Annotated in this window: 11 protein-coding genes; 8 read left to right on the plus strand and 3 right to left on the minus strand. The window is 45.7% G+C overall.

Translation table 11 applies throughout. The features are described 5' to 3' along the window. Positions 1 to 9 precede the first annotated feature (9 nt). Genes B7P33_RS09850 through B7P33_RS09860 form a run of 3 tightly spaced genes read left to right on the plus strand, consistent with a single transcriptional unit; the run spans position 10 to position 3,817 of the window. The gene (locus tag B7P33_RS09850; protein WP_097441798.1) at positions 10 to 2,337 is read left to right on the plus strand and encodes a TonB-dependent receptor; all 2,328 of its coding nucleotides are present in this window, start codon (positions 10 to 12) and stop codon (positions 2,335 to 2,337) included. 57 nt (positions 2,338 to 2,394) lie between these two features. Next, the gene (locus tag B7P33_RS09855; protein WP_141402438.1) at positions 2,395 to 3,393 is read left to right on the plus strand and encodes a hypothetical protein; all 999 of its coding nucleotides are present in this window, start codon (positions 2,395 to 2,397) and stop codon (positions 3,391 to 3,393) included. A gap of 4 nt (positions 3,394 to 3,397) precedes the next feature. Next, positions 3,398 to 3,817: a PH domain-containing protein gene (locus B7P33_RS09860; RefSeq protein ID WP_172435915.1), complete on the plus strand. Its 420-nt coding sequence runs from the start codon at positions 3,398 to 3,400 to the stop codon at positions 3,815 to 3,817. Positions 3,818 to 3,826: 9 nt separating this feature from the next. Here B7P33_RS09860 and B7P33_RS09865 read toward each other — a convergent pair whose 3' ends face one another. Beyond that, positions 3,827 to 4,801, minus strand: a complete 975-nt coding sequence (locus B7P33_RS09865; RefSeq protein WP_097442301.1) for a polyprenyl synthetase family protein — start codon at positions 4,799 to 4,801, stop codon at positions 3,827 to 3,829. A 790-nt stretch (positions 4,802 to 5,591) separates the two neighbouring features. Between B7P33_RS09865 and B7P33_RS09870 the strand changes: the two genes are divergently transcribed. The 5 genes from B7P33_RS09870 to B7P33_RS09890 all read left to right on the plus strand — a co-directional run bounded on the left by B7P33_RS09870 (position 5,592) and on the right by B7P33_RS09890 (position 15,431). After that, a complete protein-coding gene (locus tag B7P33_RS09870; RefSeq protein ID WP_097441801.1) occupies positions 5,592 to 6,197 on the plus strand; it encodes a TetR/AcrR family transcriptional regulator in 606 nt (201 codons plus the stop codon). A 37-nt stretch (positions 6,198 to 6,234) separates the two neighbouring features. Continuing rightward, complete coding sequence (locus tag B7P33_RS09875) at positions 6,235 to 7,575, plus strand: TolC family protein (protein WP_097441802.1); 1,341 nt, start codon at positions 6,235 to 6,237, stop codon at positions 7,573 to 7,575. A 22-nt stretch (positions 7,576 to 7,597) separates the two neighbouring features. After that, a complete protein-coding gene (locus B7P33_RS09880) occupies positions 7,598 to 8,764 on the plus strand; it encodes an efflux RND transporter periplasmic adaptor subunit (protein ID WP_097441803.1) in 1,167 nt (388 codons plus the stop codon). Between the two features lie 9 nt (positions 8,765 to 8,773). Beyond that, positions 8,774 to 12,253 carry an efflux RND transporter permease subunit gene (locus tag B7P33_RS09885; RefSeq protein WP_097441804.1) on the plus strand — a complete coding sequence of 1,160 codons (3,480 nt, stop codon included), beginning with the start codon at positions 8,774 to 8,776 and terminating at the stop codon, positions 12,251 to 12,253. A gap of 208 nt (positions 12,254 to 12,461) precedes the next feature. Continuing rightward, positions 12,462 to 15,431 (plus strand): PA14 domain-containing protein, encoded by a 2,970-nt coding sequence (locus tag B7P33_RS09890; RefSeq protein WP_097441805.1) that lies wholly within the window; start codon positions 12,462 to 12,464, stop codon positions 15,429 to 15,431. Between the two features lie 96 nt (positions 15,432 to 15,527). On the opposite strand, the gene B7P33_RS09895 is transcribed toward B7P33_RS09890, so the two are convergent. Next, positions 15,528 to 16,946 carry a hypothetical protein gene (locus B7P33_RS09895; protein ID WP_141402439.1) on the minus strand — a complete coding sequence of 473 codons (1,419 nt, stop codon included), beginning with the start codon at positions 16,944 to 16,946 and terminating at the stop codon, positions 15,528 to 15,530. A 7-nt stretch (positions 16,947 to 16,953) separates the two neighbouring features. Further along, positions 16,954 to 17,808 (minus strand): hypothetical protein, encoded by an 855-nt coding sequence (locus B7P33_RS09900; protein ID WP_097441807.1) that lies wholly within the window; start codon positions 17,806 to 17,808, stop codon positions 16,954 to 16,956. Between the last annotated feature and the right edge of the window lie 10 nt (positions 17,809 to 17,818).

Here is a 17,818-nt window from a genome sequence, read left to right on the forward strand (position 1 = left end):
AAATTAAAAATGAAGTTTCACCTCCTATTTGCCTTACTAGTATTTCCATTTTTGGTACTGTCGCAGACCGGACATTTAGAAGGCACCATTACCCATAAAGATGCCCCAGCACCTTATATAACGGTGTTTATCAAAGGAAAAAGTATCGGCACTACCTCCGATGCCCAGGGTAAATACCACCTAGATGTTCCCTTGGGAACCCATACCTTGGTCTGTCAGGGTATAGGATATAAAACCTTGGAAAAAACGATTACCCTTACACAAAATCGTACTATTTTGACCGATTTTGACTTGGAAGAAGACGTTTTAGGTCTGGATCAGGTAGTGGTTTCGGCGACCCGGAACAATCTGAACCGAAAAGAGGCCCCCGTAATCGTGAGCGTGACCAATAGTGCCGTACTCAATTCTACCCAGTCCCTTTCGCTTTCCGAAGGGCTTAATTTTCAACCAGGACTGCGCATGGAGACCAATTGCCAAAATTGTGGCTTTTCGCAAGTACGTATCAATGGGCTCGACGGGGCTTACTCCCAGATTTTGGTTAATAGCAAACCTGTATTCAGTGCCCTGAATGGGGTCTATGGTCTCGATCAAATCCCTGTGAATATGATCGACCGTATCGAGGTGGTACGCGGTGGTGGTTCGGCCCTTTATGGTTCCAACGCCATTGCCGGGACCATAAACATCATCACCAAAGAACCTATTGAAGATGCTTTTCAAATCGGTTCCAACCTAGGTCTGATCGGTGGTGAGGCCGCCGACAAGGCCCTTACCTTAAACGCCACAATTGTAGACGATGCTTTAAAAAGCGGCATAACCTTGTTCGGTATGTACCGCGACCGCCAACCCTTTGATATGGACGGAGACGGTTTTACCGAAGTCACCCAAATGCAAAACCAAACCTTAGGTTTCAATACGTTTTATAAACCGACCGATCGTAGCAAGCTTTCGGCCGATTTCTATACCATAAATGAAGAACGCCGGGGCGGAAACCAACTGGACCTGCAACCCTTCGAAAGCGATATAACCGAGACCATAGATTCGGAAATTATCAGCGGTGGGCTCGCCTATGAACACTATAACAAAGATGCCTCTACCTCCTATTCCCTTTACGGTACCCTTCAGTTGTCTAAAAACGATAACTTCTATGGAGGTAAAGGCGATACCTTGGAAGAAAGTGTACGTGGTTTTGGAAACTCTAAAGATGATGTGTATGTCTTAGGTTCACAGTTTACCCAAAAAATGGAAAGTTTCTTGGGCGGAAGCGGCATTTTTACCGGGGGGCTGGAATTCAAGTACAACCTAACCCAAGATGCCAAACCCGGATTCAATGCCTTTATAGACCAGCAGATCCGTATTTATAGTGTGTATGGGCAACAGGAATGGCAGATAAGGCCCAACCTGAAACTCTTGGGCGGTTTGCGGGCCGATGTACATAACCTGACGGAAAAAGACATCAACCTAAACCCTAGGTTGAACTTGTTGTACAACCTAACCCCCGATATTCAACTACGGGCCAGTTATGCCAAAGGGTTTCGCGCACCCCAATACTTTACAGAAGACGTGCATTCGAGCGTGGCTGCTGGCGAGGTTTCTTTCGTGCGGTTCGCACCTGGACTCAAATCAGAGACCTCGCATACCTATTTGGCCTCCTTCGATTTATCGAAAAGCACACCCAAGGGGGATTATGGCCTGACCCTGGAAGGTTTCTACACCCGTTTGAACGACCCTTTTGTAAACGAGCAGGCCACTGATGAAGAACTGGACGAATTGGGCATTACCCCAGTAGAGGGTCAGTTTATCTACTTAAAAAAGAACAGTCCTGGGGCAGATGTATACGGAATGAACCTGGAAGGAAAATATGCCCCGAACGAAAAATGGCAGCTTCAAATGGGGGCCACCCTACAACGTTCACAATACGACGAAAAAGTGGCCTGGAGCGAAGATCCCGATGCCATCACCGACGATGCCGATCAGTTCTTTAAATCGCCCAACCTTTATGGTAACCTCATCGTAACCTTTGCCCCTACCAAACGCTGGCAAAACAACCTTTCGGCAGTTTATACCGGATCTATGTTCGTACCGCATATCGCAGGCTATATTCCGAACGACCGCTTGGAGAAAACCGATGATTTTTTGGAGCTGAACCTTAAAACGGCCTACACCTTCGACATCCATAAAGACTATCAGCTTGAAGTGGGTGGGGGTATCCAAAACCTATTTAACAGCTATCAGCCCGATTTTGACAAAGGTCCTGATCGCGATGCCAATTATGTTTATGGCCCCTCGCGCCCGCGTACTTACTTTATCAGTCTTAAAATAGGGTCGCTCTTAAATTAAAGATTGAGTTTAGATTCGCTAACTTTGAGGTGATTGATTGTATTCAAAACCTACCATATGCGAATCTTAATCCTGCTGCTCTCCCTTGTATTATCTGTAGTCGGTACGGCCCAAAACCGTAGTGACCAAGGCACTTTATCCTTATCGCCCCAACAAGGCCAAACCCACGATATTGCCCTTTTCGAAGGGGACCAACTCCGTTGGAGCGTGAGTGCCATCAGCCCTAAAAAAGCTGAGGTTGGTCTTATGCGCTTGTACGACGATCAGGAACAAGTACTATTAGAGGCCCAAGATTTTGAATCTAGAACTTTTGAATTCACAGCAAAAAAGGCGGGCGTAATTACGCTTTGGTTCCAAAACCTTTCTAACGAAAACGTGCAATATAAAGCCACTTATAGCGTGACTTCAACCCATAAAAAAGTACCGACCATCGCTTATCGCCAACAAAAGGATACTACTTACGGATTTGCCGTAAAACAATGGATAAGCCATCGTAAAAAGGATGTAGTACCCGTTCAGGAAGAGGGCTATTATCTTAACTCCACCTCCAATGCCCTGGTAAAAGGGGGCAAGAACCGCATTTTAATCCCAGTACAACTGCCCGAAGGCACCCAAGAATGGTACTATAGTTTTACCGCTTCCCGCGATAAGGAGCAGATGGAAAATACCTTGGCCTCCTTTCAATTGGCCTCCCAATTGAGCACGTATGCCGACAATGACCAAAAATTACAACAGGCCATTTCAACATTGAGTCCACCGCCCGGGGCGAACATTTGCGATGTGTATGTCATGCGTTCTGAAGCCCAGGCCATGCGATTTAAGGACAAGGAGGAGTTTAGTTACCACCTACCATCTTCCCGTGAGAATTTTAAATCGGGCGTGGTTCGGGTGAAAGACCGGCGCGATGCCTATATCGGTATACGAAACCCAGACAACCTCTATGGCATTCATGTTGGGCTGAGTATTACCGCTTTAGTATTGCAGGAAGACCGTAGGCTAGAAGAAGTTCAAATCCCCATAATCCGTGCCTATAAAAAGGGATATATCAAAAAATAAGGCCTTGAAAACCTATAAAAGTAAGTTTGGATATACCGTAGTTATTTTTACATGCTTGGTTTGCCTTTACCCTATTTTTTCAGGCTATACCCAGGGTAGCACCTTTTTGGAAAAACCCTTCCCCATCGGTGTTTTACTCTTCTGTATCGTATTGGTACTTTATCTTAATTTCGATACGCAATACACCATTCAAGACTCCCAATTAAAAGTACGTTGTGGATTTCTCTATCAACGCACTTTTGATGTAAACTCCTTTACCTCCGTCAAGCGAACGAACAATTTAATCTCTTCCCCAGCACCTTCGTTGCAACGTTTAGAGATTAAGTATGGAAACTACGGAAGTTTGATTATTTCCCCGGAAAACGAAAAGCAATTCGCAGCGGATTTGGTCCGGATAAACCCAACCATCCACAATAGTTTGTAGTCCAAAGGTTTAAAACTCCCGAACCAACAAGCCTTCGGCCATTTGCCTGAGCAGCCCGATCTTCTCCGTTTCGCCATCCAATTCATCTAAAAGGGCAAAAGCTTTTTCGGTATAGGCCTGCATTTCGGCCTTGGTCGCTTCGGCGGCCCCACTCTGGCTCATCCATTGGGTAACGGTTTCGATCTTGGGTGCCGGATCCTTTGGTTTTAGGGTATATAATTGGGCCAATTCCCAAGCCTGGTTTTGGGGCAATTGCTCCAAACACTTTAAATAGAGGTAGGTTTTTTTGTTTTCGATAATATCTCCCCCCGGTTGTTTTCCAAAGGTCTCAGGGTTACCGTAAACATCGAGATAGTCATCTTGCAACTGAAAGGCCATACCTACTTGAACCCCAAAATCGTATAATAGGTTTTGCTGTTTTTGGCTGGCCCCTGCGGTAATGGCCCCCATTTTTAGCGAACCTGCTAAAAGTACGGCCGTTTTGCAACGGATCATATGTAAATATTCGGCAACGGTGACATCGTCGCGTTCTTCAAAATCGACATCGTACTGTTGGCCTTCACAAACTTCCATGGCCGTAGTGCTGAAGAGGCTTACCAAGTCTTTGAATTTTTCGGCCGGATAACATTCCACCAAGGTATAGGCCCTAATCAACATAGCATCACCGGAAAGAATGCCTGTATTTATGTCCCATTTTTCGTGTACGGTCTCTTGGCCGCGTCGTAATGGGGCATCGTCCATGATGTCGTCGTGCACCAACGAAAAATTATGGAAAACCTCTACGGCCAAAGCAGCCGCCATGGCTTCTTGCCGTGTTCCGCCACAGATCTCAGCCGCCAATAGTGCCGCTACCGGACGCATTCGTTTTCCACCCAGATTCATAATGTATTTTATAGGAGCATACAAACCTTCAGGCTCTTGAAGTTGGATCTGTTCGTTAAGATAGGCCTCAAAATCGTTTCGGTAATCCGACAAAAACTGCATGGACAAAATTTTTTCCCAAAAGTAAGGAAACATGGTGAGGTTGTTGAAACGTTAAATGCTGTAGTTGTTTTATGAATGTATCAATGTGGTAATTTGAAGATGTGCCAATTTGAAAATGGGGTCGGGAAATACGATTTTGGAGTTACGAAGTGGGAAGTTGTTGTGTCATAACCCATAACTCCTAATTGATTTTGTTTAATCGTGTAGTTGATTAATCGAGATTAATACGGCTCAAAAGTGAACGAAATCATATTTTGCCCCCTCTCCTGAGGGAGAGGGCTGGGGTGAGGGCTTTCCTGAAAAACTGTTTTAATGGTTGAAAATGGGGTCGGGAAGCACGATTTCGGAGTTACGAAGTGGGAAGTTATTGCGTCATAACTCATAACTGGATAGTTGAATTGTGTTGTTTAATCAATGTTCCAATTTACAGATGTAGCCAATTTGAAATTGGTCTGGCAAATACAAAGAAAATGCTAAGAAGTACAAATTCGTGAATATCCACAAACAACACTTTAAGCCATAAACCCTTTTTAAGTACGAAGTGGGAAGTACAAGGTACGAAGTAAAATCGGTGGATATTAATGAACCTTGAACCCTTCAAACTTTTCCCAGAACGAAGTATCGTCATAACCCATAACTCCTAACTCCTAACTCTTAACTGGTTTCACACTTTGGAGACGGTGAAACCCAATATTTCCATTCCCGAAACGTTAAAGAATTGTAAACTATGGAAACTTTTTTTGTTCCGAAAGTTTCCGTGTCCTAATTTTGCCCCGCAAATCGTCTCAGTATGGAAGAAGAATTACTGGTGAAATCGGCAGAAATGTTTCTGCAATATGGCTTTAAGACGGTAACAATGGATGATATCGCCCAAGAAATGGGTATCTCCAAAAAAACCATTTACAAGCATTTCCCCAATAAGGAAAGTCTGGTGGAAGCCTCTACACTTGAAGTGCAAAAACAGATCGAGGTATTGATCCACCATACCATGGATTTAGGTTTGAACGCCATTGAAGAGAATTTCGCCATCAAAAAGATTTTTAAGAACATGTTCAAAAGGGCCAAGACTTCGCCCATGTACCAGCTTAAAAAGTACTATCCGAAAACTTGGACCAAACTGATGGAAAACGAGTTTTGTACGTTCGAAAATTGTGTGGTAGATAATTTAGAGCGGGGAGTATCCGATGGTCTTTATCGTAAAGAATTGGATCCGCGCATGATCATGCAGTTCTATTTTACCCTGGTTTTTGGCACTTATGAAAAAGGTACCCGAGAAATGAGCATGGAAGAAATGCTACATACCGAAATGTGTATACTCGAATACCATACCCGGGCCATAGCCACCCCAAAAGGTGTTCAAATCTTAGAAGAGCAACTACTACAATATCAGTCATAAAATCAACAATCATTACAAATTCCTATCGACAAACTACATGAAACATATTCCTATTCTCCTCTTACTGCTCCTAGGTTGGCAGTCTGGGGCACAAGAACCTCCGTTACGGCTTACTTTGGAAGAAGCCATAACCTACGGTCTTGAAAACAATCGTACGGCAAAAAATGCCGGACTAGACATTGAAGCGGCCATTAAACAGAAATGGGAAACCACTACCATGGGACTCCCACAACTAGATGCCGGTATCGATTACAACAACCACTTAAAACAGCGGGTGTCCTTGATTCCGGGCGAAATTGCCGGGCAAGATCCAGGCACCTTTGTTCCCGTGGTCTTTGGTACCCAACACGATGCGACCGCCAGTGCCTCATTACGCCAATTGATCTTTGACGGATCTTATATCGTAGGTTTGCAAAGTGCCAAGGTGTTTCTCGAAATCTCTGAAAACGCTAAAGAAAAAACGGATCTAGAAGTTAGAAAAGGTATTATCAGTGCCTATAGCAACGCCATCTTGGCCGATGAAACCTTGGCCCTGTTGAAAAAAGACCAGCAGACCTTGGAAAAGAACCTGCACGAAACCCAAAAGCTTTATGAAAATGGGCTTACCGAGGAAGAAGATGTAGAACAGTTACAGATTACCTTGGCGCAGATTACCAGCAATTATAACAATGCGGCACGTTTGCGGGAAGTGGCCTATGATATGCTCAATATTACATTGGGAAATAACATTACCCAAGAATTGTCCCTTTCCGACAACCTTGATGCACTCACCTTCCAATATACCGATCCTACTTTGTTGGAAAGTCCGTTTGCCCTGGAGAATAATATCGATTATCAAATTGCCAAGAATCAAGAAAAAACCTCCGAATTGAAAGTAAAACTGGAGAAAAGTAAGGCACTACCAACCCTTAATGCCTTTTTAAATGCCGGTTACTTAGGCAATAACGATGAGTTTGGGTTTTTGGAAAACGAACAACGCTGGTTTGGTTTCGCTACCCTTGGTCTGCAAATGAAGATTCCGATTTTCACTTCCTTAGGGAGAACCGCTGCTACACAACGGGCCAAAATCAATTTGGAAAAGGCCAAAAACGATTTGGACGAGAAAGAACAACAGATCCAACTCGAACTTTCCCGGGCACGTAGCCAATACAAATTCGCTTTGGAAGAATATGAAACCTCCAAAAAGAACCTCAACCTGGCCCAACGAATCGAGAATAAAAACCAAGTTAAATACAGCGAGGGTATAGCCACCAGTTTTGAACTGCGCCAGGCACAGACCCAATTGTATGCCGCCCAACGCGATTACCTTACCGCCATGGTCAATGTAATCAACGATAAAGCTTCATTAGAAGCCATTTTGAACAATAGCAATCAATAAACAACATAGCAATACTCGTATTATGAAAAAGGTATTAGCCCTTACTATAACCATGGTCGTTTTAACCGCCTGCGGGGGTGGTTCCAAAACCACCGAAGACATCATTGCTTCACAAGATCTACAGGCCATAAAGGCCAAACGTACCGAATTGGTGGCTACACAACAGCAGCTAAGCAGCGAACTCTCGCAACTGGATGCCGCCATCTTGAAGCTGGACGATAATATGAAAATTCCGTTGGTATCTACGGTAACCGTTCACGATACCCTGTTCAAACATTTTATCGATATACAAGGTAGTGTAGACACTAAAAACCTGATTACCATTATGCCCGAGTTCAGTGGTACCCTTTCCCAAGTGTACGTAAAAGAAGGACAAAAAGTGGGCAAGGGACAATTATTGGCTAAAATCGATGACGGCGGATTAAGCCAGCAACTGGCCCAATTAGAGATACAAGCCGCCCTGGCCAAAACCACTTACGAACGCCAAGAACGTCTTTGGGAACAGAATATTGGATCCGAGATCCAATACCTACAGGCCAAATCGGCCTACGAGGCCCAAGACCAAGCCATTGGCAATATGAAAAAGCAATTGGCCAAGACCCAGGTTACCGCACCATTCGCCGGCACCATAGACGAGATTATCACCGAAAAAGGTAATGTGGTGGCCCCGGGCCAGTCGCAGCTAATGCGTATCGTAAACCTGAACGATATGTATATAGAATCTGATGTGCCTGAGCGTTATATCGCAGCCATTAGACCCGGAACCGAAGTTAAGGTAGAGTTTCCGGTGTTGGGTACCTCTTTAGAGACCCAAGTTCGCCAAGTGGGTGATTTTATCAATAAGGCCAACCGAACTTTCCGAATCGAAGTCGGGGTGCCTAATCCGGAAGGTTATATAAAGCCCAACCTAACGGCCAAGCTGCGTATTAACGATTATAGTAGCGAAAAAGCCCTTTTGATCCCGCAAGACGTGATTTCAGAAGATGCCAACGGACAACAGTATGTATACGTATTGAGCGAGAAAGCCGATGGCCAAACCGGTACCGTGGCCCAAACCTTTATAAAAACAGGTCGAAGCCAAGGCGATTTTATAGAAGTATTAGACGGATTAAAAGATGGTGACGAGGTACTCCAAGAAGGGGCCCGATTCGCCAAAGACGGACAAAAAGTACGTATCAAAAACCAGTAAATCCCTCCCATGACGGAACAGAAAAAAAAGGTAGACAAAGAGTTTGGCCTGGCTTCGTGGGCCATTAACAATAAGACGACCATCTATGTGATGATCGTGCTCATACTCTTCCTTGGTTTCTCGGCATACAATTCCATGCCCAGGGAAAATTTCCCTGAAATCAAGGAAACCAAGATCTATATCAGTACCATATTCCCCGGAAATACGGCCGAGGATATCGAAAAACTGGTAACCGACCCCTTGGAGGACAAGGTAAAATCGGTAAGTAACGTGACCGATGTAAGTTCGACCTCCCAAGAAGATTATTCGATGATCATCGTAGAGTTCGATGAGAATATCACCGTAGATGCGGCCAAGCAAAAGATCAAGGACCAGGTAGATACCGAAACCGCCTCTGAAGATTGGCCCACCTTTAACGGGGCCAAGGTAGAGCCCAATGTGTTCGATCTAAGTATCTCGGAAGAAATGCCCATTTTGAACATCAATATCTCGGGGGATTACCCGGTTGAGAAACTCAAGGAATTCGGGGAATATCTCGAAGACGAGATCGAAGATCTGGACGAAATCAAACAGGTAGACATTCGTGGTGCCCAGGAAAAAGAGGTCGAAGTGGCGGTAGACATCTATAAAATGATGGCGGCCCGCGTAAGTTTCGACGATGTGATCAATGCCATTAGAAACGGAAACGTTACCCAATCGGCAGGTAACCTAATAACCAGTAACCAAAGGCGTACCATTCGCATCATTGGTGAGGTAGACACCCCCGAAAAACTCCTTAATTTTGTAGTAAAGGCCGAAAAAGGGAATCCGATCTACCTTAAGGATATTGCCGAGGTAAGTTTCCAAGAAAAAGAACGCAACACCTATGCGCGTGAATTTGGCCATAGCGTGGTAATGCTCGATGTTAAAAAGCGTTCGGGCAAAAATATGGTGGCCGCCGCCGAAAAAATCGAAAAAATCGTTGCCGACACCAAAGCCAATGTGTTCCCTTCTAATTTAGAGGTAACTATTGCCAACGACCAGTCTTCGAAAACTGTGGGACAGGTAGACGACCTCGTGAACAATATTGTATTCGGTATACTCTTGGTAGTCACTGTACTTATGTTCTTCCTCGGGTTCAAAAACGCCCTTTTCGTAGGTTTCGCCATCCCTATGTCGATGTTTATGTCGCTTATGATCCTCGAGTCGCTAGGTTATACCATGAATACCATGATACTTTTCGGGCTCATTATGGGGCTGGGAATGTTGGTAGATAATGGGATCGTGGTGGTAGAAAACGTATACCGCCTTATGGACGAGGAAGGCATGTCGCGTATTGAAGCGGCTAAAAAAGGGATCGGTGAAATCGCCTTCCCTATCATAATCTCTACCGCCACAACCGTAGCTGCCTTTATACCGCTAGGCTTATGGCCTGGAGTAATGGGTCAATTTATGATCTATTTCCCGGTAACCCTGTCGGTGGTTTTGGGCTCATCGCTGTTCGTAGCCATCTTCTTTAACTCGGTCATGGTATCGCAGTTTATGAGTACCGAAGACAGTGAAATGCCCTTAAAACGCATCATTACCCTGTCGGCTATTATCGGTGGTTTTGGTTTGTTCATTATCTTGGCCGGTGGCGGTATATTGGGCGGAATAATGATCGCCACGGCCATTATGCTGTGGGTGTACCGTTTGTTCCTTAGGGGTGCTGCGCAATACTTCCAAACCCGTATCCTAACCCTTTGGGAACGTTGGTACGAAGCCACACTTCGCCGTGCTTTGCGCGGAAAACTACCTTGGATCTTAACCACAGGGACTTTCATATTATTGATTATCGCCTTTATGGGCTTTGGGGCCTCGGTAGGAAGCCGACGTACCAAAGTGAACTTTTTCCCCGATAACAAGCCCAACCAGATTATTGTCTATATCCAATATCCGGAAGGTACCGATATCGAAAAGACCAATTCCATAACCAAAGACATCGAACAGCGTATGTACGCCCTTATCGATGATCCCGAATATAAAGATGGGGAATACAACTTTTTGGTAGAGAGTGCCGTATCGCAAGTGGGAGCCGGAGCCGGAAACCCACAAACAGAAGGAGGCTCGCAGGCCGAAATGCCGCACCGTGCCAAGATTACGGCCACCATGCGGGAGTACAAATACCGTCGGGGTAGGGAAAGTGAGGACTTACGACAGAAGATTTTGTCGGATCTCAACGACCGTTACCCAGGTCTATCCATCAGTGTAGAAAAAGATCCTGTAGGCCCACCTGTAGGTTATCCGGTCAATATTGAACTAGAAGGTGACGACTATGCCGAACTGGTCGCTACCGGAGAAATGATCCGCGATTATCTTGCCACCAAGAATATTGAAGGTATAGACGAGGTAAAAGTAGATGTCAATAAGTCAAAACCCACGATGCGGGTGAACATAGACCGTGCCAAGGCCGGGGAACTTGGGGTAAGTGCCGGACAGGTAGGCCAGCAGTTGCGCAACGCCCTTTTCGGGGCCAAGGCGGGCACCTATAAGGAAGCAGGTGAGGATTATGATGTATATGTGCGCTTTAACGAAGACATTAAATACAATACCTCGGCCCTGTTCAACCAAAAGATCACTTTTCGCGATATGGCCACCGGTACCATCAAGGAAATTCCGGTGTCGGCCGTTACCACCCGAAAGAACACCTCGGGTTATAGCGCCATTAAACACGAGATGGGCAAACGGGTAGTGGCCGTTTATGCGCCTTTCTCTCCCGGATTTAACGATGTAAATGCCGTGGTTAATGCCGCCAAGGCCGAATTGGTAGCCATTGAAGACCAAATTCCAGATACCGTAAAATGGAGCTTTACCGGAATGGTGGAAGAGCAGACCAAACAAATGAACTTTTTGTTCGGGGCCTTCTTTGCCGGACTCGGACTTATATTCTTGATCTTGATCTTCCAGTTTAACTCGGTATCGAAACCTACCATTATTATGCTGGCCATCTTCTTGAGTTTGATCGGGGTGTTCGGCGGACTTATATTGACCGGTTGGCCCTTTATTATTATGATGACCATGATGGGTATCATTTCCCTGGCCGGTATTGTGGTAAACAATGGGGTGGTATTGTTGGATTATACCCAACTTTTGATCGATCGTAAAAAGGTGGAATTCGGACTGCATCCTACTGAATACGTAGATAAAGACATCCTTTTGGAAGCCATCGTAAAAGGTGGTAAGGCCCGTTTACGACCGGTACTATTAACGGCGATTACAACTATTTTAGGATTGATCCCACTGGCTATCGGCTTAAACATTAATTTCTATACCTTCTTTAAGGAATTGGATGCCAATATCTATTTCGGCGGGGACAATGTAGTGTTCTGGGGACCTTTGGCCTGGACGGTGATCTTCGGACTTATCGTAGCCACCTTCCTGACCCTGGTGGTGGTACCCGTACTCTTTTACCTGATCACCCTCTTTAAAATGTGGTTACGTAAAAAAGGCTATACCAAGGCCGCTGTGTAGAAAAATCAGAATTATCTTATCTATATAAAACCGTCTCAAAATGAATTTGGGGCGGTTTTTTGTTGAAATATTCTACAGGTCCCCAAGATTTCAAACTTATAAACACTCCAACGTTATAGTGTACTGAGGTTCAGGCATCGCACAAAAAAAAATGTACCTTATGGCCTGAAATTAGTTTCAAACGACTCAAACAACTACTACTAAAAGAATGACAAAGAAGAACTTAGCGCGCTTTGGCGCCCTGTGTATGCTCTTGCTTTTGGGCTGGGCATGCCAAGACCAGAAGCAAAACGACACCACCGAAAGACCCCGTGATGTATGGGTGTTCCGTTCGGTTTTGGATCTTAAACCCCGAATGGCCACGGCCGCCCTACACAACGACCTTTGGATGGCCTACAACACCCAAAACGCTACCTTGTACAAAGCTTGGAAAGGTGGTGTGGAATTCGATGGGGCAGTGTATACTACCAAACACGGGCCACAACCAACTAGTTTAGGTTATGCCTATTTTACCTACGAAGAAGGTTGGGTGCTTCGTAAAGACGGACAAACCACTACCCCAAAAACCATTTACAAAGGCCATAAGATCGTAGATGGCGAAGTGATCTTCCAATCCGAATTGGAGACCCCAGATGGGAAACGTATCACATTGAACGAATCACCTCGCTATGTTTCTAAAGGGGAAGCTACCGGTATGACCCGGATTTTCAATCTAGATAACACCCATGGGTATGAGGTCGGACTTAAAACCGCCATTACCTCCTTGGGTTCGCAGAACGATTATGCCACTACGGGTACTTTTGAAGAAAACGAAGCATTGACCCACGATTACGACGGGGGTAGCTTGGCCCAAAAGAACGGTACACTTTGGTTGGCCCAAGGGACCACTGAAATTACCAACTATTTTCACCCTGGTTTTGATCAGGTGGCCGCCAACAACAATGTAAAATTAGGTGCCGTAGAAGGGAAAAAATTGCCTTTGGGGGCCGAGTTCATAGAAGCCAGCGACTGTAAGGCCTGCCATAACGAAACCCTAAAGACCGTTGGGCCGGCCTATTTGGAGATCGCTAATAAATATGCCGACGACGAAAAGACCATTTACAAACTGGCCGATAAGATCAAAAACGGTGGTAGTGGAGTTTGGGGCGATGCACCCATGACCCCCCACCCCAATCTAGAGGAGAAAAAATTGTTCGAAATGGTCAAATACATCCTTTCTTTGGATGATAACCTCGACAATGACGAAACCGGACAATCGGTAAAATATACCTTGGGCAAAAAATCGAGCTCCATGGACTTTACCGCCGATATGACGCCTTCGGCCGGGGCCGGATTGGTAGCCAATCTGTATGCCCGCTACCCGGACAAGCAAGATGAGTACTCGCCTGCCCCCATTAAAAATGCCGTGGTAGACCAAGTGCATGTGTTGAATGCCAAAGGTTTCGGAGGGCACGATTTAAACATTAAGATCATTCTTCAAGGAAAACTGATCATGCCGCGTGACGATAGTTACTCCTTCCGTTTGATCAGCGACGATGGTTCTATGCTTTATATCGATGGTAAGGAAGTTATCGATAATGGCGGATTCCACGGTTTTGAAGCCGTAGATGGCGAGGTTAACCTAAGCCAAGGCGAGCACGATGTTCGTATCGAGTTCTTCCAAGGCGGCGGCGGCGCCGGGCTGTCGTTCCAATGGTACAATAAAGAGACCAAGGCTTTCGAACTGGTCGAAGGGGATATGTTGGCCCATACCGAAGCCGATTTTACCGCTACCGCACCTTTCGAACCTATAGAAGCGGCCAATACCAAAAGACCTGGGGATCAGATCCCCTTGGAAGATGTACACCCTTCCTTTACCCTACACCAAGCCCGACCTAGCAGTTTTGAGCCTAAGGTAGGCGGACTCGATTTTCTTTCGGAAGACAGTATGATCGTGTCTACTTGGGATGCCGATGGTTCGGTATATCGTGTAGACAACTTCCGTTCCGAAGATCCCGAACAGATCCAAGTAACCCGTATAGCGGCCGGATTGGCCGAACCTTTGGGGGTTAAGGTGGTAGACGGGCGTATTTTCGTGCTCCAGAAACAAGAACTTACCGAGCTTATCGATGCCGATCAAGATGGCTCCATAGACGAATACCGCACTGTTAGTAACGATTGGAAGGTTTCGGCCAATTTCCATGAATTCGCCTTCGGACTCATCTATAAAGACGGGCATTTCTATGCCACTTTGGCCACCGCCATTTTACCCGGTGGGGCCAGTGCCGATCCACAGATCGAAGACCGTGGAAAAGTGGTTAAGATCAATCCGGATACCGGTAGCGTAGAATTCGTGGCCTTCGGGCTACGTACCCCGAACGGAATCGGTATGGATGTAAACGAAGAGATCTTCGTGGCCGACAATCAGGGCGATTGGTTGCCATCGTCTAAAATTGTCCATATTCAAAATGGTAAATTCTATGGTTCGCGTTCCGTTGATTTCGAAGGTACCGAGGGCGTAGAAGAAAAACTGCCCGTAGTATGGTTGCCACAAGACGAGATCGGTAATTCGCCTTCAGAACCTACCTATTTGAACCTAGGCCCTTATAAAAACCAATTGATCCATGGCGAGGTTACCCATGGGGGTATCAAAAGGGTGTTTTACGAAGAAGTCGAGGGCCAATTACAAGGCGCCTTGTTCCGCTTTGTACAAGGGGTTGAGGCCGGTGTAAACCGTATTCGCTGGGCACCTGATGGTTCTTTGGTAGTTGGGGGTATCGGCGTATCCGGAAACTGGTTACACTATGGTAAGTTACACCACGGCCTACAACGTTTGGAGTATAATGGCAAGACCACTTTCGAAATGTTGAGCATCAAAGCCAAACCCAATGGCTTCGATATCGAATTCACCGAACCTTTGGCCGATAATGTAACTGTTGGTAAAGATCTATTGGAAATCGAAATGTTCTACTATTTACCTACGGTGAATTATGGCGGACCTAAAATGGACCTGCGTGAGATGCCGATCCAAGGCCTTACCCTTTCGGACGATCGCAAGACCTTGAGCGTACGAATTCCCGGACTAAAAGAAAACCATGTGGTGTATTTTCACCTAAACCCGGAAATGAAAAGTGCTTCCGGCCAGCAGCTTTGGTCTACCGAAGCTTGGTATACCCTGAACCGTATTCCCAAACCATAAGATACCAAAGTTAGTAGTTTCAATAAATTAGCTAGAAATCCCGTACTGGACCTACCCAGACGGGATTTCACTTTTTGTGCTTAACCTTGACCAAACTCAATCTTCATCCTTTTCGATCTTTATAGCTAAAGTGGCCCTCCCATTATCGGCGAACAATTCAATTACCTCTTCCCCTTCGGCAAAGGCCTCAAGTACCGAATCGGTAATTTTAAGTTGCGGAAATTCGGTCGGATAGGCCCCACCACCTTGAGTAACTTGGGCCACATAATCGCTATCGGCAGACACGGTAAGTTGCATTTCGCCCCCGCCTTCGATCCGACCGAAGAGATCAAAGGAGTACATCAGATAAATGGGGCCGCTGTTCATACTCTCAAAACTGCAATAATTGAGCGCATCGTCTTCGGTGTTCACATAAAAATCCTCAAAGGTATTGTAGCCCCCAAGATGGTAGACCATTACCCTATCGGCCTCCATATTTTCGGATTGGGTTACCCCATAAAACCACTGTTTCCCCAACGGATTGATCTGATAAAAGGGTACCCTTAGGGCCGAACCATCTTCAAAAGTAGGTTCCTCCATCATTTCAGCAGCATCCATCTGGGTGATATCGAAGCCACGAACGGTGCTGGGATCGGCCGGGAATCGGATTTTCATTTTCTCATACACCAATTCCACCGCCACAAAACCCGGAGCTTCATAGGTTACTGATAGGGTATAGGTATCGGAACAGGGCGATTTAAATTCGAACTTTTCATCACTGGGGGTATCGGTAGGCAATACGATCAGATCGGGGTTTAGCATTTGGGCACATTCCTCCGGTTCCAGTAGTGACACCTCATAATGCCCGGCGGCGAGACCGTAACTTCCTTCTATTTGGGCGTCACCCGACTCAATGATCAACGCTATTTCTTCTTCCACCGAACTGCCTGGTCCAATACGTTTGAACAACAACTTACCCTTCTCCAATTTTTGATCTTCACCTTCCCAAACCACCACATCGGGTTCTAAGTCGTTGTCGTCGTAGTAATGGTTTACGGAAACCATGATCTCTTGGCGCTGATCCACTCCTTGGCCATTTTTCCATTCGACCAATACCGGCATTTTTTTCGGAACGATCCTGGGCGCCGTTTGCACATACCCTATCAAATAGGCCCACCTAAAGGGCGTATTCATATGTTGTGCATTGTTGGCCCCTTGATCCAGATCCAAGAGCCGGCCGGTAGCACTATAAATGGGTTGCCCGATATAGGTGTCTATAAGACCGCCCAATTGCCCAAGCTTTAACTGGAGTTTTCCCTGCGATGTAAAACGTATTTCGGTACCAATGATGTTCGCGGTACTACTAGGCTGCATCATATTCAAGAATCCCTCCAAACCCTTACCATCCAGCCCCGATATTTTTACCGAACCGGGCTGTATTTCATTGGGATCGGATAGGGTCAACCAATCGGGAAGCTCTTGCGCCCAACAGGAATTCCCAATTAGGCAAAGGACTATAAAAATAGCTTGTTTCATTAGCCGTTTACTCTTGTGTGAATTTCTTCATCATGGTATACACCTGACGCAATTCTTCTTCGGACATTTCGGCCATCTCAGGGTCGTTTTTGGTCACCAACTTCTTCCATTCGGAAAAAGACATCTTTTTCATTTTTTGCATCATTTCGCGATCTTCATCCGTCATTTCGGCCGACATACTTTCTTGTAGATCTCCCATTTGTAGCATACCCTCGAACGGATTCGATACCTCGGTTACGGCCACCCCATCGGGTATTTCGAAATGGGAATCGGACACCGAAGCATCCAAATCTATTTTTGTGGCGGTTTCTATCAAGGTCATGCCCACCATTTTCGTCTCCGTTTTTAGAGTGAGGCCTTTCCAGGTCCAGAGGGTATTCATGCCTTTCCATACATCACAAGATTTGCCCAACACTTTTTCTTGGCCCACTTTTTCGTACCCAAGACTTTCCAAAACCGATTCGCCCAAAGCGATATAATCGGCACCTACTTCATTGGCATAAGCCTTGGCGAAGGGGTTACTGGTCTTGGTGGCACTGCCTTTTTTTGAATCGATGGTTATTATGGTACTGCCTACACTTATACTCTTCTTTTTCTCGGTTTCCTTCACCCCCATAAAAGCCATGGTAGTTTCTTCAATAGTGGCCTCGCGATAGCCATAGTCGTCTATATACAGAGTTTTGGATCCTTGGGTATTCCCACTTAGATCATAGGTGACGATGGCGGTTCTAAACGGATATTTTTGGTACCGTTCTTGGGCCTCTTCACTGATTTGGGCCAAACTATCGTTCTTTTTTTCGGTAGATCCACAGGCCATAAGACCTAGGCCAGCCACAAAGGCCAAAAGCATATATTTTTTCATGATCGGATTG

This window comes from Sediminicola luteus (genome assembly GCF_002514735.1).
Taxonomy (GTDB): Bacteria; Bacteroidota; Bacteroidia; order Flavobacteriales; family Flavobacteriaceae; genus HQA918.